20 protein-coding genes and 1 tRNA gene are annotated in these 25,121 nt (G+C 67.2%); 13 read left to right on the top strand and 8 right to left on the bottom strand.

All coding sequences use genetic code 11. The features are described 5' to 3' along the window. Nucleotides 1-143: 143 nt before the first annotated feature. From IEV99_RS20810 to IEV99_RS20795, 4 genes are all read left to right on the top strand, one after another. Nucleotides 144-220: transfer RNA gene (locus tag IEV99_RS20810), tRNA-Met, on the top strand. A 306-nt stretch (nucleotides 221-526) separates the two neighbouring features. Then, a complete protein-coding gene (locus tag IEV99_RS20805; protein WP_188519608.1) occupies nucleotides 527-1,732 on the top strand; it encodes an efflux RND transporter periplasmic adaptor subunit in 1,206 nt (401 codons plus the stop codon). Next, a complete protein-coding gene (locus IEV99_RS20800; RefSeq protein WP_188519607.1) occupies nucleotides 1,732-3,717 on the top strand; it encodes a glycosyltransferase in 1,986 nt (661 codons plus the stop codon). The genes IEV99_RS20805 and IEV99_RS20800 overlap by 1 nt, the downstream gene beginning before the upstream one ends. 10 nt (nucleotides 3,718-3,727) lie before the next feature. Next, nucleotides 3,728-4,834 (top strand): cache domain-containing protein, encoded by a 1,107-nt coding sequence (locus IEV99_RS20795; RefSeq protein WP_188519606.1) that lies wholly within the window; start codon nucleotides 3,728-3,730, stop codon nucleotides 4,832-4,834. 36 nt (nucleotides 4,835-4,870) lie between these two features. On the opposite strand, the gene mmsB is transcribed toward IEV99_RS20795, so the two are convergent. From mmsB to chvE, 3 genes are all read right to left on the bottom strand, one after another. Next, the gene (gene mmsB, locus IEV99_RS20790) at nucleotides 4,871-6,100 is read right to left on the bottom strand and encodes a multiple monosaccharide ABC transporter permease (protein ID WP_188519605.1); all 1,230 of its coding nucleotides are present in this window, start codon (nucleotides 6,098-6,100) and stop codon (nucleotides 4,871-4,873) included. Next, entirely contained in the window at nucleotides 6,097-7,635 is a 1,539-nt protein-coding gene (mmsA, locus tag IEV99_RS20785; RefSeq protein ID WP_188519604.1) for a multiple monosaccharide ABC transporter ATP-binding protein, read from the bottom strand. Before mmsA ends, mmsB begins: the two co-directional genes overlap by 4 nt. A gap of 101 nt (nucleotides 7,636-7,736) precedes the next feature. Beyond that, nucleotides 7,737-8,801 carry a multiple monosaccharide ABC transporter substrate-binding protein gene (gene chvE, locus IEV99_RS20780; protein WP_188519603.1) on the bottom strand — a complete coding sequence of 355 codons (1,065 nt, stop codon included), beginning with the start codon at nucleotides 8,799-8,801 and terminating at the stop codon, nucleotides 7,737-7,739. 326 nt (nucleotides 8,802-9,127) lie between these two features. Here chvE and IEV99_RS20775 point away from each other — a divergent pair, with 326 nt between their 5' ends. Then, nucleotides 9,128-10,837: an IlvD/Edd family dehydratase gene (locus IEV99_RS20775; protein WP_188519602.1), complete on the top strand. Its 1,710-nt coding sequence runs from the start codon at nucleotides 9,128-9,130 to the stop codon at nucleotides 10,835-10,837. Between the two features lie 6 nt (nucleotides 10,838-10,843). On the opposite strand, the gene IEV99_RS20770 is transcribed toward IEV99_RS20775, so the two are convergent. The 5 genes from IEV99_RS20770 to pimA form a co-directional block, all read right to left on the bottom strand. Continuing rightward, nucleotides 10,844-11,593: an enoyl-CoA hydratase-related protein gene (locus IEV99_RS20770; RefSeq protein ID WP_188519601.1), complete on the bottom strand. Its 750-nt coding sequence runs from the start codon at nucleotides 11,591-11,593 to the stop codon at nucleotides 10,844-10,846. Nucleotides 11,594-11,607: 14 nt separating this feature from the next. Further along, complete coding sequence (locus IEV99_RS20765; protein ID WP_188519600.1) at nucleotides 11,608-12,570, bottom strand: NAD(P)H-dependent flavin oxidoreductase; 963 nt, start codon at nucleotides 12,568-12,570, stop codon at nucleotides 11,608-11,610. Between the two features lie 36 nt (nucleotides 12,571-12,606). Continuing rightward, nucleotides 12,607-13,755 (bottom strand): acyl-CoA dehydrogenase family protein, encoded by a 1,149-nt coding sequence (locus tag IEV99_RS20760; RefSeq protein ID WP_188519599.1) that lies wholly within the window; start codon nucleotides 13,753-13,755, stop codon nucleotides 12,607-12,609. A gap of 1 nt (nucleotide 13,756) precedes the next feature. Continuing rightward, on the bottom strand, nucleotides 13,757-14,956 hold the full coding sequence (pimC, locus tag IEV99_RS20755; protein ID WP_188519598.1) for a pimeloyl-CoA dehydrogenase large subunit: 1,200 nt from the start codon (nucleotides 14,954-14,956) through the stop codon (nucleotides 13,757-13,759). Between the two features lie 74 nt (nucleotides 14,957-15,030). Next, nucleotides 15,031-16,677, bottom strand: coding sequence for a dicarboxylate--CoA ligase PimA (gene pimA, locus IEV99_RS20750; RefSeq protein WP_188519597.1), 1,647 nt, complete (start codon nucleotides 16,675-16,677; stop codon nucleotides 15,031-15,033). 141 nt (nucleotides 16,678-16,818) lie between these two features. Here pimA and IEV99_RS20745 point away from each other — a divergent pair, with 141 nt between their 5' ends. From IEV99_RS20745 to IEV99_RS20710, 8 genes are all read left to right on the top strand, one after another. Further along, nucleotides 16,819-17,709 (top strand): IclR family transcriptional regulator, encoded by an 891-nt coding sequence (locus IEV99_RS20745; RefSeq protein WP_188519596.1) that lies wholly within the window; start codon nucleotides 16,819-16,821, stop codon nucleotides 17,707-17,709. A 42-nt stretch (nucleotides 17,710-17,751) separates the two neighbouring features. Next, entirely contained in the window at nucleotides 17,752-18,531 is a 780-nt protein-coding gene (locus IEV99_RS20740; RefSeq protein ID WP_188519595.1) for an ABC transporter ATP-binding protein, read from the top strand. Beyond that, a complete protein-coding gene (locus tag IEV99_RS20735) occupies nucleotides 18,528-19,241 on the top strand; it encodes an ABC transporter ATP-binding protein (protein ID WP_188519594.1) in 714 nt (237 codons plus the stop codon). The genes IEV99_RS20740 and IEV99_RS20735 overlap by 4 nt, the downstream gene beginning before the upstream one ends. 3 nt (nucleotides 19,242-19,244) lie before the next feature. Then, a complete protein-coding gene (locus IEV99_RS20730) occupies nucleotides 19,245-20,123 on the top strand; it encodes a branched-chain amino acid ABC transporter permease (protein ID WP_188519593.1) in 879 nt (292 codons plus the stop codon). Nucleotide 20,124: 1 nt separating this feature from the next. Continuing rightward, complete coding sequence (locus IEV99_RS20725) at nucleotides 20,125-21,162, top strand: branched-chain amino acid ABC transporter permease (RefSeq protein WP_188519592.1); 1,038 nt, start codon at nucleotides 20,125-20,127, stop codon at nucleotides 21,160-21,162. Between the two features lie 29 nt (nucleotides 21,163-21,191). Further along, nucleotides 21,192-22,421, top strand: a complete 1,230-nt coding sequence (locus tag IEV99_RS20720; RefSeq protein ID WP_188519591.1) for an ABC transporter substrate-binding protein — start codon at nucleotides 21,192-21,194, stop codon at nucleotides 22,419-22,421. 320 nt (nucleotides 22,422-22,741) lie between these two features. Then, nucleotides 22,742-23,746, top strand: coding sequence for an ABC transporter ATP-binding protein (locus IEV99_RS20715; RefSeq protein WP_188519590.1), 1,005 nt, complete (start codon nucleotides 22,742-22,744; stop codon nucleotides 23,744-23,746). Between the two features lie 30 nt (nucleotides 23,747-23,776). Beyond that, a complete protein-coding gene (locus IEV99_RS20710; protein WP_188519589.1) occupies nucleotides 23,777-25,072 on the top strand; it encodes an ABC transporter substrate-binding protein in 1,296 nt (431 codons plus the stop codon). Nucleotides 25,073-25,121: the final 49 nt, after the last annotated feature.

Genomic DNA, 25,121 nt, shown 5'->3' with positions numbered 1-25,121 from the left:
AGCGCGCAACGTCAGCACCCTCCGGTTCGGTCGCACCACGCGACACAACACCCTGGCGCGGGGTGGAGCAGCCGAGCGAACAAGCGCAAGCGCCGTTCGCAACTCAAGAACTCCGGGCTGCGCCGCAGCCCGGACACGGTTGGCGCGGGGTGGAGCAGCCCGGTAGCTCGTCAGGCTCATAACCTGAAGGTCACAGGTTCAAATCCTGTCCCCGCAACCAAAATCCGCAAATCCGACGAAAACGCCGCCCCCAAAGGGCGGCGTTCTGCGTCGGGGGGACGTCAGTTCGTTCATGGACGGCGCGAATCTGCTTGGCCTTACGCCAAAAAAGGCCAAGTTCTAGTATCCCCCGATTGATCAATTTCGTATTGCTGGATCGTTGTTTCCGGACGACGTTTGTTGAACTTCGCGTTCAGCAGTAAACAGACAAACTATCCATTCATTCTGTCAAATATTAGTGTTCGAACATTACATCGCCTTAACGAGCTGCGGGCACGTTGAACACGCAACAACCCGAAGAAGCATCATGCGTGTGTTCAGCTTTAGCCTGGGGCTCGTTCTGGCGGCGGCAGGCGGGTACCTCACTGTCGGCGAACATCTTGCCGGAAAAAGCGCCGATGCGGCGCTGAACGCCCGGTTGACCACCATCCGCGCGCCGCTGGACGGCATGCTGCAACTCAAGGTCAGGGCCGTCGGATCCCGGGTGGCTGAAGGCGAGACGCTGATCGAGATTCAGGATGGGAGATTCGACGCGACCCGCTTGGCCGATCTTGAACGCGATCGGCTTGCCACCGCGGCTGAGATCGACCGTAACGCCAGCCAGCGCCAGACCACCGACAACGCCAAAGCGGGCCTGCTCGAGCAGGCCCGGCTCTACCGTGAAGGCCGCATCCGCCAGCTCGAAGCCAAGGTGGCGGAAGCGCGCGCAATCGGCGACGCGGCGGCGGCGCGCCAACGTGAGGCCGATGCGACGCTGAAACGCGGCAACGATTTGAACGATCGGGGCGTCCAGACCGCGTCGGCGCTCGACAGGGCGCGGGCGGCGTCCGACGTGGCCTTGCAGGAGATCGAGAGCGCGCGCCAGCGCCGTACCTACCTGGAAGCCGAACTCGCCTCGGCGCGGAACGGCGTCTTCATCGGCGACAGCTACAACGACGAGCCCTTCTCGGTGCAGCGGTTGCGCGAACTGGACTTCAAGACGGCCGAACTCGCCGCCGAACGCCTCCGGCTCGACACGCGCCTACGCCAAGCGGACGAGGCCGTGGCCGCCGAGCGCGTGCGCGTCAACCGCCTTTCGCAGGCGCGAATGAACGCCTCTGGGGCGGGCGTGACCTGGGACTACCTGGTGGCTGACGGCGAGCATGTCCGGCGCGGGCAGGATCTCGTGCGCCTCGTGGACTGCTCCACCATCGTGGTGACGGCCAGCGTCACCGAGTCGCTCTACAACACCCTGCAGATCGGCGCGCCCGCGCGCTTCCGGCTCTTTAATGACGGGCGAGTGTTCAACGCCAGCGTGGTGCGCCTCGCGGGCGCCGGGGCGGCGGGGCTCTACGGCAACATGGCGGTCGCGCCCAGCGCCGAGCACCTGAGGCACTATGACGTCACATTGCTGGCGCCGACGCTGGCGCGCGACCCCGAGCTTGGCTGCGCGGTCGGCCGAACTGGACACGTGATCTTCTCGGACGGGCCCATCGAGGAGGTGCGGTCGTTCCTGGCCGGGCTCGGCATCTGATGCTCTCGGCACCGTCCCTCGTCTCGAGCCTCGGCCTCACGCTTACGCTGCTCGGGCTGGCGCTGGTCTTTCTGCCAATGCTCGATCGCGAGGACTGGCGAGCCCGCAGCGTGCTGCTGGGCCTCTCGGTTCTGCTGGCCTGGCGCTACATGGCCTGGCGGTTCACGGCGACGATTCCTGCTTTCGCCTTCGAACCCACCATCGTGCTGGCCTGGGCTTTCGCGCTGCTTGAAGGGCTCACGATCGCGTCCTCGACGAGCGCCTTTTTGATCCTGTCGCGCACGCGACGGCGCAGCGCGGAGGTCGACCAGAACCTCGGATGGTGGGGTAGCCGGCCGCCGCGCGCCGATATCTACATCGCGACCTACAACGAGGAGGCCTCCGTGCTGGAGCGCACGATCGCGGGCGCGGTCGCGAGCGCCTATCCGGCCGCGCGCATCTTCGTCCTCGATGATGCACGGCGACCCTGGCTCGCCGCCTTGTGCGCGCATTACGGCGTGGACTACGTCACCCGCCCGGACAACGCCCACGCCAAGGCCGGCAATTTGAACCACGCGTTCTGGCGGCGGCGCACGGACCCGGACGCCCCGGACCTGGTCGCCGTGCTCGACGCCGACTTCGTGCCCCATCGCGACTTCGTCAGTTGCTGCGTGGCGTTGTTCGGGCAGGCCCGGACGGGTCTCGTGCAGACGCCGCAGCATTTTTTCAACGAGGATCCGCTGCAGCACAACCTCCATATCGGTCGGGGCTACCCGGACGAACAGCGGTTCTTCTTTGACCATCTGGAGGCCTCGCGCGACGCCTGGGGGATCGCGGTGTGCTGCGGCACGTCCTCAATGGTGCGCGCGGATGCGCTTGCGGCCATCGGCGGCTTCCCGACCGAGAGCGTCACGGAGGATTTCCTCCTGACCATCAAGCTGGCGGAAGCGGGCTGGGACACCGTGTATCTGAACGAGGCTCTCACGGAGGGCCTCGCCCCCGAGGGGCTCCAGGAATACATCGTCCAGCGCGGCCGCTGGTGCCTGGGAATGATGGAAATCGTGCGCGGCGGCTACACGCCGTGGACCCGCCGAAACATAAGCTGGCGGCAGCGCTGGAGCGTCGGCGACAGCGCGCTGTTCTGGATCAGCACCTTCCCGTTCCGGCTGGCGAGCATGCTGTGCCCGCTGCTCTACTGGTATTTCGGCGTGACCGTGGTGAACGCCACCGTGGAGGACGTGATCGCCTATTACGTCCCGTTCAATGTCGTCACCCTCGTGGCGCTGAACTGGATCTCGCGCGGCCTCGTGGTGCCGATCCTGAACGATGTCAGCCAGCTCCTCGCCGCGTGGCCGATCACCAAGGCGATCTGGATGGGACTCACCCAGCCTGGGCCGCACAAGTTCAAGGTCACGGCCAAGGGCGGAGACCGGTCGCGCACGATCGTGCAATGGCCGATCATGCAGCCGTTCCTGATCCTGATGGGGCTGACGCTGGTCGGCCTGGTGTCGTCGTCCTGGCGCGAGATTAACTACGACCAGATGGCAGGCGACGGCATGTATGTCGTGCTGTTCTGGACCTTCTACAATCTGCTCGTTCTCATCGTGGCGAGTTGCGCCTGCATCGAGGCGCCGCGCGGCGACGCCCCGGATGCGTTCAAGGCCGAGCCCGCCCGCGTGCGCCTCGACGGCCGGGACTACCGGCCCTGGCTGGTCAGCCTCGGGCTGGGCACGGCCGAGTTGCGCGGGCTGCCGCCCGCCCCGGTCGGAACGCGCCTCGCGATCGACATCGCCGACGTGGGCGTGGTGGACGCCACGGTCGCCGGCCAGGGCGCGACGGCGGATCGGACCAGCCTCGCGCTGGAGGCGAGCCCCGAGCAGATCGGGCCGCTGCTCGTGCGGCTGCATGCGGCCAAGAACACGCCGAGCACGACGCGAGGAAGCCTCCCCATCATGCTGCGCCAGTTCGCGCGCCAGCTTTATGTCCGCCACGTGCGGCAGGGATAAGGAGACAGCGATGTCCAGCACCGGGCGTGCAAGCCTTCGAACCTACATCGTTTATGCGGGCGCGATCCTGATCTTCGTGCCGTTTCTGGTGTCGGCGGGGCTCTACTCGCGGGAGCTCTCGCAGCAGGGACAGCAGCAGATCGCCAACCGCCTTGGCAACCGCGCGAACGCGGCGGCGAGCCAGCTCGGCGAACGCTTGCACGAGCTCTGGCTGGACGTGAGCGGCCTCAGCGGCGTGCGGCTGGACGAGCAGGACCGGCTCCGCGCTGACCTCACCCTGGTGGGCAGGCTCGGCAACCGGTTCAGCTGGATCGGCGTGGCGGACGTGGAAGGCAAGGTCTTCGCAGCCTCTCAGGGCATGCTTGAAGGGCAGAGCGTGGCTCAGAGGCCGTGGTTCCGGCAGGGTCTCGAGGGGCCGTCCGCCGTGGACGTGCACGAGGCGCAGCTGCTGGCGAAGCTCCTGCCCAATCCCACCGGCAAACCCTTCCGCTTCGTGGATCTCACCGCGCCGCTGCGCGGCCCGGCCGGGCAGACCGTGGGGGTCATCGGCGCGCATGTGGACTGGAACTGGGTGAAGGACACGCTCGCGCGGCTGCAGTCGCCGGGCATCGAGCTGCTGCTCGTGTCGCGGGACAACCGCGTCCTGTACGGGCCGGCCGATCTGCAGGACAAGCAGCTCGAGACCACCGCGCTCGCGAGCGCGCAGCGTGGCGGCGCCCTGACCCGCATCGAGCGCTGGCCCGATGGGCGCGACTACATCACCACCGTGGCGCCGACAGTTGGCTACGCGGACCTGCCGAGCTTTGGGTGGAGCCTCGTGGCCCGGCAGGACCTGGCGTCCGCCACGCAGGTGATCGGCGACCTCACGGCCGGATTCTGGAAAATCCTCGGAACCGGCTTCGTGATCTCGTTTCTGTTGCTGTGCCTGTTCGCCGGATGGCTCGCCACGCCGATGCGGCGGCTCTCGGGCTTTGCGGAGGCGTTGGCGGCGGGCGGCGACGCCGGCTTCCCGCACGCGGAAACGCGCTATGACGAGGCGGCCCGTCTTTCCGCGGCGCTGACGCGATTGCAGGCGCTGCCGCGCGGGCCCGACGACCGGTTCAAGGACGCAGCGTAAAGGCGTCCCCGACCGGCAGGGCTTCCGCGAGGACGCTCACTTGCTCTTGTTGTAGACGTCCAGGTAGACGGCCGCGAGCAACACGAAGCCCTTCACGACCTGCTGCCAGAAGATGCCGATGCCCAGGATCGACATCCCGTTGTTCATGATGCCCATGAAGAACGCGCCGATCACGACGCCCATGACGCGGCCTGCGCCGCCCGAGGCCGAGACTCCGCCGATGAAGCAGGCCGCGATCACGTCAAGCTCGAAGGAGTTGCCGGCGCTGGGCGTCGCCGAATTGAGCCGCGCCGCCACGATGAGGCCCGCGAGGCCGGCGAGCACGCCCATGTTGACGAAGGTCAGGAAGGCGAGGCGCTGGGTCTTGATGCCGGACAGGCGGGCCGCCTGGGCGTTGCCACCGAGCGCGTAGATGCGCCGGCCGATCACGGTGCGGGTGGTGACGAAGTTATAGAACAGGATCAGCGCGCCCATGATGACGAGCACCACCGGCAGGCCCCGGTAGGAGGCGAGCAGGTAGGTGACGCCGAGGATCAGCGCCGCGAAGACGAGGTTCTTGCCGATGAAAAGAGGCGCAGGCTCGCGGTCGATCTCCTGCGCGCCGGCGCGGCTCCATTTGCGGAAGTCGAACGCGAACAGCGCGGCCGCGATGGCGGCGCCGAGCAGCATCGACGTCCACTTGAACCCCTGGGCCGTGGCGGTGATGAACTCCGGTATGAAGCCCTTGCTGATGTTCTGGAAGTCGTTGGCGAAGGGGCCGACAAACTGGCCGGCCAGCATGTTGCCGGTGAGGCCGCGAAAGATCAGCATGCCGCCGAGCGTGACGATGAAGGCCGGGATCGCCGCGTAGGCGACGAACCAACCTTGCGCGGCCCCGATGAGGCCGCCGAGCGCGAGCGACAGCAGGATCACCGGGAACCAGTGCACCTTGATGAAGATCTCGGTGCCCGGCAGCGTGAAGCCGACCATCAGCAAGGCCGCGATGGCGCCGACGAAGCCCACGATGGAGCCGACCGACAGGTCGATGTTGCCGCCCACGATCACGAACAGCATGCCGAGCGCCATGATGACGATGTAGCTGTTCTGCTGGATCAGGTTGGTGATGTTGACGGGCTGCAGGAGCACGCCGTCCGTCATGATCTGGAAGAAGACCATGATCACCAACAGGGAGCCGAGCAGGCCGTATTCGCGGATGTGGCTCTTCCAGGAGGTCCCCGTCCCGGCTCCGACGGGAGTCGCGGTCGGTGCGCTCGTCGCTTCGGTCATGCTGTCACCCTGTATTGGCGCATGATGGCGGCCATGATCTTTTCCTGGCTGGCCTCGCTGGCCGGCATTTCGTCAACGAAGCGGCCTTCGTTCATGACGTAGATCCGGTCGCAGATGCCGAGCAGCTCGGGCATCTCGGACGAGATCACGATGACGCCGCGGCCGCTCGCCGCGAGCTCATTGATGATGGTGTAGATCTCGTATTTCGCGCCGACGTCGATGCCACGGGTGGGCTCGTCGAGCATCAGAACCTGCGGGTCGGCGAAGAGCCATTTGCTCAGCACGACCTTCTGCTGGTTGCCGCCGGAGAGGTTCAGCGTCTTCTGCAGGATGGACGAGGAGCGGATGTTGAGCTGCTTGCGGTAGCGGTTGGCGACGTGCGTCTCGGTCGCATCGTCGATCACGCCGGCCTTGGCGACGCCGGGCAGGTTCACGAGCGAAATGTTGTGCTTGATATCATCGTTGAGGATGAGGCCGAGCGCCTTGCGATCCTCGGTGACATAGGCGAGGCCGGCCCCGACGGCTTTCTGGATGGAGCTGACGTCGACCGGCTGGCCGCGCATGGAGGCCTGGCCGGTGATGTTGCGGCCATAAGCCCCGCCAAAGATGCTCATCGCGAGTTCGGTGCGGCCGGAGCCCATCAAGCCCGCGATGCCGACGACCTCGCCGGCCCGCACCTTCAGGTCGACGCCCTTGATGACCTTGCGGCCGGGGTGCTGGGGATGCTCGACCTGCCAGTCGCGGACCTCGAACAGGGTCTCGCCGATCTTCGGCTCGCGCGGCGGATAGCGGTCGGACATCTCGCGCCCGACCATGCTCTTGATGATGCGACCCTCGCTGATCTCCTCGGTCCGGCAGTCGATTGTCTCCACCGTGCTGCCGTCGCGCAGGATCGTGATGCTGTCGGCGACGCGGGCGATCTCGTTGAGCTTGTGCGAGATGATGATGCAGGTGAGGCCCTGCCGCTTGAACTCGAGCAGCAGGTCGAGCAGCGCGGCGCTGTCGGTTTCGTTGAGGCTGGCGGTAGGCTCGTCCAGGATCAGCAGCTTGACGCGCTTGGCCAGGGCCTTGGCGATCTCGACCAGCTGCTGCTTGCCCACGCCGATATTGGTGATCAGCGCATTCGGGGATTCGTTGAGGCCGACCTTCTTCAGGAGATCGCGAGTGCGGCTGAAGGCCTCCGACCAATCAATCACGCCCATGCGGGACGGCTCGTTGCCGAGGAAGATGTTCTCGGCGATGGAGAGCAGGGGAACGAGGGCGAGTTCCTGGTGGATGATGATGACGCCGAGGTGCTCACTGTCCGAGATGGACGAGAAGCGGCGTTCCTCGCCCTGGTAGACGATGTCGCCCTCGTAGGAGCCGTACGGGTAGACGCCGCTCAGGACCTTCATGAGCGTCGACTTGCCGGCGCCGTTCTCGCCGCATATCGCGTGGATCTCGCCGGCCCTTACCACAAGGTTGACGTTCTTGAGCGCCTTCACGCCGGGGAAGCTCTTGGAGATGCCCCGCATCTCGAGGATTGGGTCTTCCATGTCTCGCGCCCGACCGGTGGGGATGTGGCGTCCGGCCCGGGGGAGGCCCCCGGGCCGGCAAGGATGTCAGGCCGCTCTCGCGAGCGGCCTGGGATCAGGGCTTACTTGAACTGCTCGGCCTTGTAGTAGCCGCTGTCGATCAGGGTTTCTTTCCAGTTCGACTTGTCGACAGCCACGGGCTTCAGCAGGTAGGACGGGATCACCTTGACGCCGTTGTTGTAGGTCTTGGTGTCGTTGATCTCGGGCTTGGAGCCCGACAGCACCGCGTCAACCATGCCGGCCGCGACCTTGGCGAGTTCGCGGGTGTCCTTGAAGATCGTCGAGGTCTGCTCGCCCGCAATGATGGACTTCACGGAAGGCACCTCGGCGTCCTGGCCGGAGATCACCGGCATCGGCATGTCCTTGGAGCCATAGCCGACGCCCTTCAGCGACGCGATGATGCCGATGGAGAGGCCGTCGTAAGGCGACAGGACCGCGTCGACCTTTTTCTGCGTGTAGAAGGCGCTCAGCAGGTTATCCATGCGCGACTGGGCCACGGAGGCCTCCCAGCGCAGCGTGGACACCTTGTCCATGCCCATCTGCTTGGACTGGACGACCAGCTTGCCGCTGTCGATGTAGGGCTTCAGCACCGACATGGCGCCGTCGTAGAAGAAGAAGGCGTTGTTGTCGTCCGCCGAGCCGCCGAAGAGCTCGATGTTGAACGGGCCCTTGCCGTCCTTGAGGCCGAGCGCCTTTTCGATGCTCTGAGCCTGCAGCACGCCGACCTGAAAGTTGTCGAAGGTCGCGTAGTAGTCGACGTTGGCCGAGCCGCGGATCAGGCGGTCATACGAGATAACCTTGATGCCGGCGTCGGCGGCCTTCTGCAGGGCGCCCGACAGCGTGGTGCCGTCGATCGCGGCGATCACCAGGACTTTCTCCTTCTTGGTGATCATGTTCTCGATCTGGGCGAGCTGGTTCGGAATGTCGTTGTCCGCGTATTGCAGATCGACCTTGTAGCCCTTGGCGGTCAGCACCTTGGCCATGTTGTCGCCGTCCGCAATCCAGCGCGCGGAGGACTTGGTCGGCATGGACACCCCAACGGTGCCCTTGTCCTGCGCCATCGCGCCGGACGCGAACAGCGCCGCGCCAAGCGCAACGACGCCGAAAATCGACTGAACGCCCTTCATGCATTTCTCCCAACGTTCTTGTCATGGCCTTTTCGGCCATCGCTCCTCTTTTGGAGCACGTCCCAAATTCATGCAACGGAAATCAAGAACCGGATTGACCGCCGGTTTCGGGCGGTTCCGCTGCCTGGCAGCCGCGATAGTACCGACGTGAACGAGCGCTGCAACTTACTTCGTCCGAAACTCCCGAAGATGCCATTCCCGACATGGGGCGCGCCTGCGCTCCGCCCAAAAGCAGGTCATTCGAGGGTGTTTTTACTGTCGGCCTCGCCAAACCCGCGCTATTCCTCGGGATGGGCGCGTGAAGACGCCGAACCGGAGAGGCGACGATGTCCGACCAGAAAACCGGCATGCGCAAAGGGCTTGCGCAGTATGGCGACGCGGCGTTCTCGCTGTTTCTCCGCAAGGCCTTCATCAAGGCGATGGGCTACTCGGACGATGCGCTGTCGCGGCCGATCATCGGCATCACCAACACCTACTCGGCCTTCAACGCCTGCCACCGCAACGTCCCGGACCTGATCGACGCCATCAAGCGCGGCGTGATGCTGGCGGGCGGCATGCCGCTCGAGTTTCCGATCATCTCGATGCACGAGAGCTTCTCGCATCCCACCAGCATGTTCCTGCGCAACCTCATGTCGATTGACGCCGAGGAGATGATCCGCGCGCAGCCGATGGACGCGGTGGTGCTGATCGGCGGCTGCGACAAGACCGTGCCGGCGTTGCTGATGGGGGCGGCGAGCGCGGACGTGCCGGCCATCCTCACCGTGACGGGGCCCATGATCACGGGCTCGCACAAGGGCGAGCGGCTAGGCGCCTGCACGGATTGCCGGCGGCTCTGGGGCCAGCACCGGGCGGGCGCGATCGACGGCGACGAGATCGAGGTGATCAGCGGCAAGCTCGCGCCGGGGCCGGGCACCTGCATGGTGATGGGCACCGCCAGCACCATGGCGCTCTGCGCCGAGGCGCTCGGCATGATGCTGCCGGGCGGCGCCGCGATCCCGGCCGTGGACGCGGACCGGCTGCGGCACGCCGAGGCGACGGGCGCGCGGGCGGTTGCGCTTGCGGCCGAGAAGCTGCGGCCGGCGGACATCATGACGCCGGGGGCGTTCGGCAACGCCTTAAGGGTGCTGCAGGCCATCGGCGGGTCCACCAACGCGGTGATTCACCTCGTCGCGATGGCCGGGCGGCTCGGCATCGAGCTCGACATGGCGGGGTTCGACCGCATGGGGCAGGAAACGCCCGTGCTCGTCGACCTGAAGCCTTCGGGCCAGCACTACATGGAGGACCTGCACCGCGCCGGCGGGCTCGCGACGGTGCTGCGCGAGATCCGCGACCAGGTGGATCTCGATTGCGTAACGGTGTCGGGCCGCACACTCGGCGCTGAGCTGGAGCGCGCGCCGGCGGCCTGGGACCAGGCCGTGGTGCGGCCGGCCTCCGATCCCATCCATGCGGGCGGCGGCCTGCGCGTGCTGGCCGGAAGCCTCGCGCCGAACGGGGCCTTGATCAAGCAGGCGGCCGCCACGCCCGCATTGATGCAGCACGAGGGGCGGGCTGTGGTGTTCGGGTCGCTGGAGGACATGGCTGAGCGGCTGGATTCAGACGATCTCGACGTCGCCGCCGATGACGTGCTGGTGCTGCAGAACGCCGGTCCCAAGGGCGCCCCCGGCATGCCGGAGGCGGGCTACATCCCGATCCCGCGCAAGCTGGCGGCGGCGGGCGTGAAGGACATGGTGCGGATCTCCGATGCGCGCATGAGCGGCACGGCCTTCGGGACGATCGTGCTCCACATCAGCCCGGAAGCCGCCGAGGGCGGGCCGCTCGCGCTGGTGCAGGATGGCGACCGGATCAGGCTCGACGTGGCCGGCGGGCGCATCGACCTGCTCGTCGACGAGGTGGAGCTCGGCCGCCGGCGGGCGCGGTGGACAGCGCCGGCCGCGACCCCGAAGCGTGGCTACGCGAAGCTCTATTTCGACGAGGTGCTCCAGGCCGAGCACGGCTGCGACTTCAACTTCCTGCGGGCGGAGCCGCTGGAGCGGTGAGGGCGCTCAGCGCTTCTGCATGAAGGCCATGAAGCGGGCCTGCGTCTCGGGCAGGCGGCGCAGGCGGTCGAACTCGGCCGCCTCGGCCGCGATGGTTTCGATCACCAGCGGTCCGCGCGCCTTCTGCAGCAACGCCTTGGTGGCCAGCACGGACGCGACCGGCAGGGCGGCGAGCGCGGCGGCGCGCTCCAGCGCCCGGGACAGGGCCTGGCCGTCTTCCACCGCCTCGTTGACGAGGCCGTCGCGGGAGGCGTCCGCGCCCGAGAATTCCTCGCCGAACAGCAAGAGCTCGGAGGCGCGCTTGGCGCCCGCGACCTGGGGCAGCAGCAGCGTCGACGCGCCCTCGGCGCAGATGCCGAGCGGCACGAAGGGCAGCTTGAAGCGCGCCGAGCGGCCCGCATAGGCGAGGTCGCAATGCAGCAGCATGGTGGTGCCGATGCCGATCGCGAAGCCCTCCACGGCGGCCACCACGGGCTTCTCGAAGCTCGCGATGGCGCGCAGGAAGCGGATGGCGGCGTGGTCGGCCGAGCCTTCCTGGCGGGTCATGAAATCCGCGATGTCGTTGCCGGACGTGAAGCACATCTGCGCCCCGGTGATCACCACGACCCGGGCCGCGTCGTCGTCCGCCGCGGCCGCTAGGCCGTCGATCAGGCCCCGATAGGCTTCGTCGTTGAGCGCGTTTCGGCGCTCGGGGCGGTTGATCTCCAGTTGCAGGAGGCCGGGCGCGGGGGTGGAATGGCGGATCGTGTCGGTCATGATGGGCCCCTTGATCAGAACGCGGCGGCGGCGAGACGCTGCTGGGCCTCAGCATATTCCTCACCCAGGCGGGCGACGAGTTCGGCGGTGGACGGCACGTCGTCGATGAGGCCGACGCCCTGGCCCGCGCCCCAGATGTCGCGCCACGCCTTTCCGGTCCCCGACGCGAAGTTCATCGCGTCCTTGCCGGCGGTGGGCAAATTGTCGGGGTCGAGGCCCTGCGCGGCGACGCTGGGCTTGAGGTAGTTGCCGTGCACACCCGTGAAGAGCGGCGTATAGACGATGTCTGCGGCCGACGAGTCGACGATCATGGTCTTGTAGCGCTCGTCCGCGTTGGCCTCGCGGGTGGCGATGAACCGGGTGCCCATATAGGCGAGGTCGGCTCCCATCGCCTGCGCGGCCAGGATCGAGCGGCCGTTGGCGATGGAGCCCGAGAGGATGATGGGGCCGTCATAGAACTTGCGGATCTCGCCCACGAGCGCGAAGGGGCTGAGCGGCCCCGCATGGCCGCCCGCGCCGGCGCACACCAGGATCAGGCCGTCGACGCCCTCGGCCAGCGCCTTCTCGGCGTGGCGGATCGAGATCACGTCGTGGAACACGAGCCCGCCATAGGAGTGGACCCGCTCCACCACCGGGCCGGGCGCGCGCAGGCTCGTGATGATGATCGGCACCTCGTGCTTCACGCAGAGGTCGACGTCGTGGTCGAGCCGGTCGTTGGAGGCATGGACGATCTGGTTCACCGCGAAGGGCGCGATCCGACGGGCCGGATCGGCGGCCTGCGCCTCCGCGAGCGCGGCCTTGATGCGCAGGATCCAGGTTTCCAGCTCCTCCTTGGGCCGGGCGTTCAGGGCCGGGAAGGACCCCACCACGCCGGCGAGGCACTGGGCGATTACAAGGTTCGGGTTGGAGACGATGAACATCGGCGACGCGATGACGGGCAGCGTCAGGCGGCCCTGCAGGAGCGACGGGATCGGCATGAGTAAGGGTGCTCCGGGGCGGACGGGGCCGAAAGGTCAGCTGTTGATCAGGCCGCCGGCGTCCGCCGTCAGCCCGAGATGGTGGTCGGCGTCGCCAAACAGCGTGTCGATCATGGTCAGCCGCTTGAAGTAGTGGCCGATCTGGTACTCCATCGTGACGCCGACGCCGCCGTGCAGCTGCACGGATTGCTGCCCGATGAAACGGGCCGAGCGGCCGATCTGCGCCTTGGCGCCCGAGACGGCGGCGCGGCGCTCCCGGGCGTCCGGCGCGGTCGCCATCATGGCGGCCAGCATCGCCATGCTGCGGGCTTGCTCCAGCGCAACCACCATCTCGGCGGAGCGATGCTGCAGGACCTGGAAGGCGCCGATGGGCGTCCCGAATTGCTGGCGCGTCTTCAGGTACTCGACGGTGGACTGCAGCGAGGCCTCCATGGCCCCGACCGCCTCGGCGCAGAGCGCCGCGATGGCTTCGTCCACGACGCGCTCGATCGCGGGCAGCGCGCCCTTGGGGTCGCCCAGCACGGCGTCTGGCCCGACGCGCACACCCGTCAACGTCACCTCGGCGGCGCGCTGGCCGTCCTGCGTGGGGTAACCGCGTCGGCTCACGCCGGGTGCGGAGGCGTCCACCAGGAAAAGCCCGAGGCCCGTCAGGTCGCGCGTCGCGCCGGCCGTGCGTGCGGACACGATCAGCGTGTCGGCGCCGTCGCCGTGCAGCACGAGGCCTTTCTGGCCGTCCAGCACCCAGCCCTCGCCGTCCGGCCTCGCGGTCGTGGCGACGTCGAAGAGGTCGTAGCGCGCCTGCCGCTCCGCATGCGCAAAGGCGAGGCGGCGCTCGCCGGCCGCCACGGCGGGCAAAATGGCGGCCTGCTGCGCGGCCGAGCCGGCGTGGCGGATGAGGCCGCCGCCCAGGATCACGGTGGCGAGGTAGGGCTCCACCACGAGCGCGCGGCCGAACGCCTCCATGACCAGCATGGTCTCGACCGGGCCGCCGCCAAAGCCGCCCTGCTCCTCGGAAAAAGGTAGCCCCAGCAGGCCCAGCTCGGCGAATTGCGCCCAGACGGCCGGGCTGACGCCCCCCTCGGAGGCGACGATGCGCTTGCGGGCGTCGAAGCCGTAGGCGTCCGCCAGAAGGCGATCGACGCTGTCCTTCAGGAGGCGCTGCTCTTCGGTGAGATCGAAATCCATGTCAGAGCCCCAGCACGGCCTTGGCGATGATGTTCTTCTGGATCTCGTTCGAGCCGCCGTAGATCGAGACCTTGCGGGTGTTGAAGTAGTTCGGGGCGATCATCGCGGCCCAGTCGGGCCCGACCGGCGGCTCGTTGGAGCCTTCCTCGGAGTGGGGATCGTACGGCATCGCGTAGGGGCCGATCACGTCCATCAGCAGCTCGGTGGTGGCCTGCTGCAACTCGGAGCCCTTGATCTTCAGCACCGAGGAGGCCGGGTCCGGCTTGCCGCGCTCGCGCCGTCCTTCGGCCGCGACCACGCGCATCTGCGTGATTTCGAGCGCCTTCAGCTCAATCTCCACGGCCGCGAGCTTTTCGCGGAAGCGTCGGTCCTCGATCAGCGGGCGCCCGCCCGACATCTCCACGGCGGCGAGCTGCTTGATGCGGCGGATGCGTTCCTTGGAGACGCCGACGCGCGCGATGCCGACGCGTTCGTTGCCAAGCAGGAACTTGGCGTAGTCCCAGCCCCGGTTCTCCTCGCCAACGAGGTTCTCGACGGGTACGCGCACGTCGTCGAAAAAGACCTCGTTGACCTCATGGCCGCCGTCGATGGTCTGGATCGGACAAACGGTGACGCCGGGCGTCTTCATGTCGATAAGGAGGAACGAGATACCCATCTGCTTCTTGGCGGCCGGGTCGGTGCGCACGAGGCAGAAGATCCAGTCGGCGTGCTGGGCCAGCGTGGTCCAGGTCTTCTGGCCGTTGACCACAAAGCAGTCGCCCTGCCGCTCGGCCCTGGTCTTGAGCGAAGCGAGGTCGGAGCCGGCGCCGGGCTCCGAGAAGCCCTGGCACCACCAGTCGTCGATGTTGGCGATGCGGGGCAGGAAGCGTCGCTTTTGGGCCTCGCTTCCGAACGTGTAGATCACAGGCGCGACCATGTTGACGCCGAACGGCAGCGGCTGCGGCGCGGGCGCGAGCTGCATCTCCTCCTGGAAGATGTATTGCTCCACCGGAGTCCAGTCCGTGCCGCCCCATTCTGCCGGCCAGTGCGGCACGGCCCAACCTTTGGCGTTCAGGATGCGCTGCCAGGTGACGAGGTCGTCCTTGGTGGGATGATGGCCGGACGTGATGCGATTGCGGATCTGCGGCGGCAGCGCCTGCTTAAAAAAAGCGCGCACCTCGTCCCGGAAGGCGAGTTCCTTGTCGGTGAAGCGCAGGTCCATGGCGGTTCCCCTGTAAGGCCGTTCGGCCGCGTTGGATTTAGTTTACACATAAACTATTTTGGCGAAAGCCCCGTTCAGGGCGTGGCTTCGCGGCGGAGTTCGGCGCGCGAGAGCTTGCCGACCGGCGTTCGCGGCAGGGTGGCGCGGAACTCCAGCGCGGCCGGCATCTCGTGCTTGCCGAGCTTGTCGGCGAGAAACAATCGCAGGTCATCCAGCGAGAACGGTTCGGCGTTGTCGCGCAGCGTCACATAGGCCTTCGCGGCCTCGCCACGGTATTCGTCGGGCACGCCGACCACCAGGCATTCGGCCACGCCCGGGTGCTCGTAGATGGCCTGCTCGATCATCTGCGGATAGACATTGAAGCCGCCCGAGATGATCATGTCCTTCTTGCGATCCACGATAAAGAAGAAGCCGTCCTCGTCCATGTAGCCGACGTCGCCGGTGAGGAAGCGATCGCCCACGAAGGCGGCCGCGGTTTCGTCCGGGTAGTTCCAATATCCCTTGGTGACGTTGAGGCCGCGCACCCGCAACTCGCCGACCTCGCCGGGCGGCAGCGCTCGCGCGGGGTCGTCCAGCGCGACGATGTCGAGCTCCACGCCGGGCAGCGGGATGCCGATCGTGCCGGGCTTCACGGGGCCGTTTTCGGGCAGGTTGGTGCCGGCCGGGGAGGTCTCGGTCATGCCCCAGCCGCCGACGAGCTTGTGGCCGGTGAGGCGCTCGAAGCGCCGCGCGACTTCCACCGGCAGGGGCGCGCCGCCGGAAGCGCAGTGGGTCATGCCCGAGAAGTCGACCTTGTCGATGCCGGGGTGGTTGGCGAGTGCGATCCACATGGTGGGCACGCCCGGAAAGGACGTGGCGCGCTCCTGCTCTATGTCGCGGATGGTCTGCTCCACGTCGAAGCGGCTGCGCAGCAGGATGGTGTTGCCTCGGTCGATCTGGCGCAGGAGGATCGTCGTGAGCGCGTAGATGTGGAACAGCGGCAGCACGCCGATGACGCGGTCCTGCCCGGGACGGGACAGCCCCTGGCCCTCCAGCCAGGCGTTGTACATCGACACCGCCGCGGTGAGATTGCCGTGCGTGAGCATCGCGCCCTTGGGCACGCCCGTGGTGCCGCCCGTGTATTGCAGCAGCGCGACGTCCTCGATGTCCGGCTCCGGCCAGGACACAGGCGCGACGGCGTTTGCGGCAAAGTCGGCGAAGCGGATGACGCCCGGGCGGTCCGGGATCTCGGTTGCGGCGTTTTCGCCCCATCGGGCGTCCTCGCCCACCACCACGCGGTCCACCGCGCCGGCGTCGAGCAGCTTCAGGGCCATGGGCAGGAGCGGGCCGAGATTGGTGGTCACCAGCGTGCGCGCCCGGCTGTCACCGAGCTTGTGCGCGAGGGTGCGCTCGGCGTCGAGCGGGCTGAGATGCGCGATGCGCGCTCCGGCCCGCGCGGCCCCGAAGAAGGCGACCGGGTGCCAGGGCGTGTTCGGCAGGTAGAGCGCGACCGTGGAGCCGGGGCCGAGCCCGGATCTGTGGAAGCCGGCTGCGGCTTCATGTGCGTAGCGGCCGAGATCGTTGAAGCTGATGTCGCGCCCGCGAAACGAAATGGTGGGGCGGTCGCCATAGGCTGCGACTGCGCGCTCGAGCAAGGCCGGTATGGTGGTGCGCGCAATGGGCGCATCCCAGCGCGCGCCGGGCGCGTAGGACTTTTCCCAAGCGAAAGGACGGCTGGCCATTACGCGCGCTCTCCCGTCCTCATGCGCCCTCCCAGGTCGATGTTCCGCACTGCGAAATCAAGTTTCGCATCTTGACGGACAGGCTAGAAGTGTGGCGCACTCCCTGTCAACGGCTCACGGCCTCGGCCAGAAGGAGCATGAATGCCGGAGAGGGACGCCAGCGCCGACGGGGAGAGCGACCGCAAGTTCGTGGTTGCGCTGGCGCGCGGCCTCGACGTGCTGCGGGCCTTCAAGCCGGGCGACGGCCTCCTGGGCAATCACGAGATCGCGGTCCGGACGGGCCTGCCGAAGCCCACCGTCACGCGCCTCACTTACACGCTCACGCGCCTTGGCTATCTCACGGCCGTGCCGCGCTTCGGCAAGTACGAGCTGGCGCCGGCCGCGCTGGCGCTAGGCTATGCGGCGCTCGCCAATCTGGGCGTCCGGCATGTGGCGCAGATCCCCATGCAGGAACTGGCCGACCTTGCGGGCGGCGCGGTGGCGCTGGGCGGGCCGGACCGCAACAGCATGATCTATGTGAGCCAGGCGCGCGGCGAATCCGCGTTCACGGTGCGGCTCGACATCGGCTCGCGCATTCCCATGGCGACCACCGCGATGGGGCGCGCCTATCTGGCCGTGCTGCCGGCGCATGAGCGCGAGCAGCAATTGCTGCAGATGGCGCCGCGCTATGGCGCGCGCTGGCCGCAGGTGCGCGACGGCGTCGAGCGGGCGCTGGAGTTTCATGCCCGGCGGGGCTTCACGATCTCGGTCGGCGAGTGGCAGGACGACGTCCATTCGGTCGGCGCGCCCTTCATCCCGCACGACGGCAGCCGGCCGATGGCGTTCAACTGCGGCGCGCCCGCGTTCCGCTTCACGCGCGACCGGCTCGAAAACGACATCGGGCCGCGCCTGGTCGCCTTGGTGCGGTCCGTGGAGGCGACGCTCAACGGGGCCTCGCCCCGCCCATCACAACCAGAACAACGAGGCCGCCAAGCGGCCCGCGCCCACACGGGAGGGAACCCTCATGCGATCGTCCCCGAGGAGGCCGGCTGACGCAGCTTTGGCCGGCGACACGACCCTGCTGACGGGGCGCGCATGAGCGGCGCCGAGCCGCTTCTGCGGGTGGCCGACATTCGCGTCACGTTTGGCGGCATCACGGCGCTGGACGGCGTCAGCTTCGATCAGCGCGCCGGACATATCCTTGGGCTGATCGGGCCCAACGGCGCAGGCAAGACCACGCTGTTCAACTGCCTGAGCCGGCTCTACCACCCCACCTCCGGCGACATCCGGCTGGAAGGCGCCAGCATTCTCGGGCGCGCGGCGCACCGGATCGCCGAGATCGGCATTGGCCGCACGTTCCAGAACGTGGCGCTGTTTCAGCGCCTTTCGGTGCGCGACAACGCGCTGGTGGGCGGCCATGCGCGCACCCGGTCGAGCATGATCGGCGACGCCCTGCGGCTGCCGGCCGCCAAGCGCACCGAGCGAGATTCACTGGAGCGGGTGCACGAAATCCTCAGCTGGCTTGGGCTGGAGTCCGTCGCCGACGCGCCGGTGGGCGGCTTGCCGTTCGGCACGCAAAAGCGCGTGGAATTGGCGCGCGCCCTTGCGACGCGGCCCAAGCTGCTGCTGCTGGACGAGCCGGCCGGCGGCCTCAATCACGACGAGGTTCACGAACTCGGCCGGCTGATCCGCCGCATCCGCGACGAGCGCGGCGTCTCGGTGCTGCTGGTGGAGCACCACATGGGCCTCGTGATGTCGATCGCCGATCGGGTCGTGGCGCTCAACTTCGGCCGCAAGCTGGCCGAAGGCACGCCCGCCGAGGTGCAGCGCGACCCGGACGTGATCCGCGCCTATCTGGGGGACAAGGCGGCATGACGTCCCTGCTGGAGGTCCGGGGCTTGAGAGCGTCCTACGGCGCCGTGCAGGCGCTGCACGGGCTCGATTTCAGCCTCGACGAAGGCGGCGTCACCACGTTGCTCGGCGCCAACGGGGCGGGCAAGACAACGACGTTGCGGGCCCTTTGCGCGATGATCCGCACGAGCGGCGACATCCTGTTCGAGGGGCGACCCATCGCGGGGCGCTCCACCGAGGACGTCGTCCGGCTCGGCATCGCGCATGTGCCGCAAGGACGCGGCACCTTCGCGCGGTTCAGCGTGGAGGAAAATCTCGAACTCGGCGCCACGACGCGGCGCGACAAAAACGGGATCCGGGACGACATGGACCGGATGTTTGCAACCTTCCCCATTCTGGAGAAGCGCCGCACGCAGCAGGCCGGCACCCTCTCGGGCGGCGAGCAGCAGATGCTCGCCGTGGCGCGCGCCCTGATGCTGCGGCCGCGCCTGATGCTGCTCGACGAGCCCTCCTTCGGGCTGGCGCCGCTGGTGGTGCGCGAACTCTTCGAGACGCTGGCGCGTGTGAACCGCGAACAGAAGGTCAGCATGCTGATCGTGGAGCAGAACGCGGATCTCGCGCTCGACCTCGCAGACCAGGCCTATTTGATCGAAACCGGCCGCATCGTGTTGTCCGGCCCCTCGGCGGCGCTGCGGCAGGACGAGGGCGTCCGCAAAGCCTATCTGGGGTACTGACGGATGGATCTTCTCCTGCAGCAGATCCTGGCCGGGTTGGCGAGCGGCGCGATCTACGCCTGCATGGCGCTGGCCGTGGTGATGATCTACCAGGCCATCGACCACCTGAACTTCGCCCAAGGCGAAATGGCGATGTTCTCGACCTTTATCGCCTGGCAGCTCATGCAATGGGGCGCGCCCTACTGGGTGGCGTTCGGGCTCACGCTCGCGATCTCGTTCGTGGGCGGCGTCGCGATTGAGCGCGTCGTGTTCAAGCCGCTCAAGGACGCGCCGGTGCTGAGCCACGTGGTGGTGTTCATCGCGCTCTTCGCCATCCTGAACAGCGTCGCGGGCTTTCTGTGGGACTTCAGCGTGAAGCCGTTCCCGAGCCCGTTCGGGTCCGGGCCGTTTCTCGGCTCGCGCCTGATCGGCGCGCATCAGGCCGGCATGATCGGGGCGACGCTGGTGATCCTCGCCTTCCTGTACGTCTTCTTTCGCTTCACCCGCATCGGGCTCGCGATGCGGGCGGCGGCCGCCAACCCCGAGTCGGCGCGGCTCGTCGGCGTGCGGGTCGGCTGGATGATCGCGCTCGGCTGGGGGATGGCGTCCGCCATCGGGGCCATCGCCGGGATGCTGATCGCCCCGGTGGTGTTCCTGGAGCCGAACATGATGCTCTCCATCTTGCTCTACGGCTTCGCCGGGGCGGTGCTGGGCGGCCTCAACAGTCCTGCCGGGGCGGTGCTGGGCGGCTTCGCGGTGGGCGTCGTCGAGAATCTGGCCGGGACCTACATCCCGGTGATCGGCGGCGAGCTGAAGCTGCCCATTGCGCTGTTCTTGATCGTTGGCGTGCTGGTCGTGAAGCCCAACGGCCTGTTCGGCCGCGTCAGCGTGCAGAGGGTCTAGGATGACGATCGAGCACAGCGCCGAGATCCTGCCGAGCCGCGAGGCGGCTCCCGCACGCGAGGCGCAGCCCCGGGTTCGCGGGGCCGCAGGCTCAGCCTGGTTCGGGATCGCGGTGGTGGTCGCGCTGGCGGTCGCGCCGTTGTTTCTGAAGAACTTCGTCACCTTCCAGCTCACCATGGCGCTCGTCTACGCCATCGCGATCCTGGGGCTGAACCTGCTGACCGGGATCAGCGGCCAGTTCTCGCTCGGCCATGGCGCGTTCTACGCGGTGGGGGCCTATTCGGCTGCGATCCTGATGGAAAGCGCGGGGCTGGGTTATGCGTGGACGCTGCCGGTCGCGGGCGTGGTCTGTTTCGTGGCCGGATTTCTGTTCGGCCTGCCGGCCTTGCGGCTGGAAGGGGTCTATCTCGCGCTCGCGACCTTCGCGCTCGCGGTGGCGACGCCGCAATTCCTGAAGCTCGGGCCGCTGGAGCACTGGACCGGCGGCGTGCAGGGCGTGATCGTCACCAAGCCGGACCCGCCTTTCGGGCTGCCGATGAGCCAGGACCAGTGGCTGTTCTACTTCACGCTGGCGGTCGGGCTTCTGCTCTATTGGGCGGCCCGCAACCTCGTCCATAGCCGCAGCGGGCGGGCGCTGCTCGCCATCCGCGACAACCCCATCGCGGCGCGTTCGATGGGGGTGAACACGGCGCTCTACAAGTCGCTCGCCTTCGGGGTGAGCGCCGCCTACACGGGCGTCGCCGGGGCGCTGGGCGCGATTGTGGTGCAGTTCGTGGCCCCGGACAGCTTCACGTTCGCGCTGTCGGTCTCGCTGTTCGTCGGGCTCGTGGTCGGGGGCGTCGGCTGGCTGCCGGGCGCGCTCGCGGGCGGCGCCTTCGTGATGTTCATCCCGAACCTGGCCGAGCACGTCTCCAAGGGCCTGTCGGGCGCGGTGTACGGCGTGCTGCTGATCCTCATCATCTATGCGGCGCCGGGAGGGGTGGGCGGGCTCGCCCGCTCGCTCGGCGCCCGTTTCTCGCAACCAGGGCGCAGACCCTGATCCGCAAACCCACCGGGAGGATTTCGACCATGGCCAGAACAGCTCAACGACTTGGCGCCCTTGCGGCGACGCTCGGGATCGCGGCGCTCGCCGCCGCGCCCGCGTGGGCGCAAAAGAAATACGACCCGGGCGTGACTGACACGGAGATCAAGATCGGCAACATCATGCCGTATAGCGGGCCGGCTTCCGCCTATGCGCTAATCGCCAAGACCCAGAAGGCCTATTTCGACAAGGTCAACGCCGAGGGCGGCATCAACGGCCGCAAGGTCAACTTCATCTCGTATGACGACGGCTACTCGCCGCCCAAGACCGTCGAGCAGGCGCGCAAGCTTGTGGAGAGCGACGAGGTGCTCTTCATCTTCCAGCCGCTCGGCACCGCGTCGAACGCGGCGATCCAGAAATACATGAACGCCAAGAAGGTGCCGCAGCTCTTTGTCGCCACCGGGGCGACGCGCTTCGGCGACAACCCGAAGACCTCGCCCTATACGATGGGCTGGCAGCCGAACTACCAGTCGGAGGGCCGGATCTACGCCAAGTACATCCTGGACAACAAGCCCGACAGCAAGATCGCGGTGCTGTTCCAGAACGACGACTACGGCAAGGACCTGCTGAAGGGCCTCAAGGACGGGCTTGGGGCCAAGGCGTCCATGATCGTCGCCGAGGCGGGCTATGAGGTGTCCGAACCCACCGTGGATTCGCAGATGGTGAAGCTGCAATCCTCCGGCGCAGACGTGTTCGTGAACGTCGCCACGCCGAAATTCGCCGCGCAGGCGATCCGCAAGGCGGGCGATCTCGGCTGGAAGCCGATGCACATCGTCAACAACGTGTCGAACTCGGCCGGTTCGGTGATGAAGCCCGCCGGGCTCGAGAACGCCAAGGGCGTGCTTTCCACCGCCTACCTGAAGGACGCCACCGATCCGACCTGGAAGGACGACGCCGGCATGAAGGAGTGGACGGCCTTCATGGACAAGTACTTCCCGGATGGCGATCGCACGTCGAGCTTCACGGTCTACGGCTACGCGTCGGCGCAGACGCTCGTTCAGGTGCTGAAGCAGGCCGGCGACGACCTCACGCGCGATAACGTCATGAAACAGGCCGCGAACCTGAAGAACGTGTCGCTGAACGTGCTGATCCCGGGCATTACCATGAATACGAGCCCGACCGACTTCTTCCCCATCGAGCAGATGCAGATGCAGAAGTTCGATGGCGAGAAGTGGCAGCTGTTCGGGCCGGTGATCAGCGGCGAACTCGGCGGCTGAGCGGCGTCCAGCGTCTTACCCGTCGTCCTCTACCCCGACATCCCCGGGCCTGGCCCGGGGATCAACGCGCCGGATCATTGCGTCCGCAAAGCCTGACTTGGTCATAATCGCCAGCGCAAGCAGCCTCCCACCAATCAACGTGGTCGCGCTTTGAAAAGAGGCAATTCGCCTGGATTCTAGGCGCCTATAATGTCAAGCTTCAGCTTATCCGGCTGGAGCCCTCCCGCACACGGCGCTCCCGGGCCAGATCCGGCCCAGCCGGTCCGGCCGCCCCGGCTTGGCACGCGGCTTGTAAGTGAGCCGGCAGCAGGGAGAAGTGCGTGAAGGGCTCGACGCTCGAACTCGTGAAGGTGACCAAGCGCTACGGCCAGACCACGGCCGTGGACGCAATCGACCTCAAGGTCGAGGGCGGCGCCTATTGCTGCCTGCTCGGACCATCCGGCTGCGGCAAGTCCACGACGCTGCGCATGATCGCCGGCCACGAGGCCGTGACGGACGGCGACGTGCTGCTCGGCCCGCACAACGTCACCGACCTGCCGCCGGCCCAGCGCGGCACCGCAATGATGTTCCAGAGCTACGCGCTGTTTCCGCATCTCACCTGCGTGGACAACGTCGCGTTCTCGCTGAAGATGCGCGGGATCGACAAGGAAACGCGCCGCGCCAAGGCGATGGAGCTGCTCGATCTCGTCGCGATGACGCCCTATGCGGAGCGGCTCCCGGCGCAGCTCTCGGGCGGGCAACAGCAGCGCGTGGCGCTCGCGCGGGCGCTGATCACCGAACCGCAGATCCTTTTGCTCGACGAGCCGCTCTCGGCGCTGGATCCGTTCCTGCGCATCAAGATGCGGGCCGAATTGAAGCGCCTCCAGAAGGAGCTCGGCATCACCTTCGTGCACGTCACGCACGGGCAGGACGAGGCCATGGCGCTCGCCGACCTCGTGGTGGTGATGAACCAGGGGATCATCGAGCAGGCGGGTACGCCGCGCGAGGTCTTCAACGCGCCGCGCACCGCCTTCGTGGCCCGCTTCATGGGCGGCCACAACGTGATCGACGTCCCGCAGGGCCAGATCGCGGTGCGGGCCGACCGGCTGTCGCTGACCCCGCTGGAGGGCGCGACCGCCCTTGTGGGCTCGGCCATGCCGGCCGTGGTGCGCGACGTCGAGTATCAGGGCAGCTTCGTGCAGGTCGGCCTCGAGGCCGGCCAGGCGAACGAACTCGCGGCCCAAATCAGTGAAGCGGCGTTCGACGCCATGCCTCTCCAGCCCGGCGACCGGGTGGCGGTGAGCTGGGTCGAGGCCGACGCACACAGGCTTTCAACCGTGGCCTGAATGGCCAGGGATCACGCAGGAGAGGGGCATATGACGCAAGAAACGAAGGACGGGGCCCAGGGCCTCTCCCGCCGGTCGGTGCTGAAGGGCGCTGGCGCGGCAGCGGGCGCGGCCGCAGGATCGGGTGCGATCACGGGCTTCCCGGCCGTCTGGTCTCAGGAAAAGAAGGTGCTGCGCTATCTCGGCACCGCCGTGAACCAGTCCGACGACATCAACAAGCAGCTGTTCAAGGACACCGGCATCACGCTGGAATACATCTCGGCCACGACGGACGACGTGACCAAGCGCGTGATCACGCAGCCGAACTCCTACGACATCCTGGACACCGAGTATTTCAGCCTGAAAAAGCTGATCCCGTCCAAGAACATCCTGGCGCTCGACGCCAAGAAGATCAAGGAATTCAACAACATTACCCCGATCTTCACCAAGGGCGAGCTGCCCAACGGCAAGAAGATCGGCGACCAGGGCACCGCGCCCAAGAAGGTGATGTTCCTGGAAGGCAAGGACTCGACCGCCTTCGCCAAGGGCGTCACCGAGTGGGTGACGCTGATCCCGACCGTCTACAACGCGGACACGCTCGGCATCCGCCCCGACCTGATCAAGCGTCCGATCGAGAGCTGGAAGGAGCTGCTGAACCCCGAGTTCAAGGGCAAGGCCTCGATCCTCAACATCCCGTCGATCGGCATCATGGACGCCGCGATGGTGGTGGAAGCCTCCGGCCTCTACAAGTACCCCGACAAGGGGAACATGACGAAGCAGGAGATCGACCTGACCATGAAGGTGCTGACGGAGGCCAAGAAGGCCGGTCAGTTCCGCGCGTTCTGGAAGGACTTCAACGAGTCCGTGAACCTCATGGCGTCGGGCGAGACCGTGATCCAGTCCATGTGGTCGCCGGCCGTCACGGCCGTGCGCTCCAAGGGCATCCCGTGCGTGTTCCAGCCGCTCAAGGAAGGCTACCGCTCCTGGGCGTCGGGCTTCTGCGTGTCGAAGGGCGTCACCGGCAAGAAGCAGGAATGGGCCTACGAGTTCGTGAACTGGTTCCTGTCGGGCTGGGCCGGCGCCTACCTCAACCGCCAGGGCTACTACTCGGCCGTGCTTCCCACCGCCAAGAAGTTCATGTCAGAGGACGAGTGGGGCTACTGGATGGAAGGCAAGGCCGCCAAGGCCGACATCAAGGCGCCCGACGGCTCCCTGCTCGAGAAGGCCGGCTCCAAGCGTGATGGCGGCTCCTATGACGACCGCATGGGCAATGTCGCGTGCTGGAACGCCGTGATGGACGAGAACGACTACATGGTCCGCAAGTGGAACGAGTTCATCGCCGCTTGATGGCCGTTACAGGCTGAAGAATGCGCCCCCTCTCCCCGGTCACGGGGAG

Source organism: Alsobacter metallidurans (assembly GCF_014636935.1).
Taxonomy (GTDB): Bacteria; Pseudomonadota; Alphaproteobacteria; order Rhizobiales; family Beijerinckiaceae; genus Alsobacter; species Alsobacter metallidurans.
Note: the sequence above shows the minus strand (reverse complement) of the source record. Positions and strands in the feature narration are given on the sequence as shown.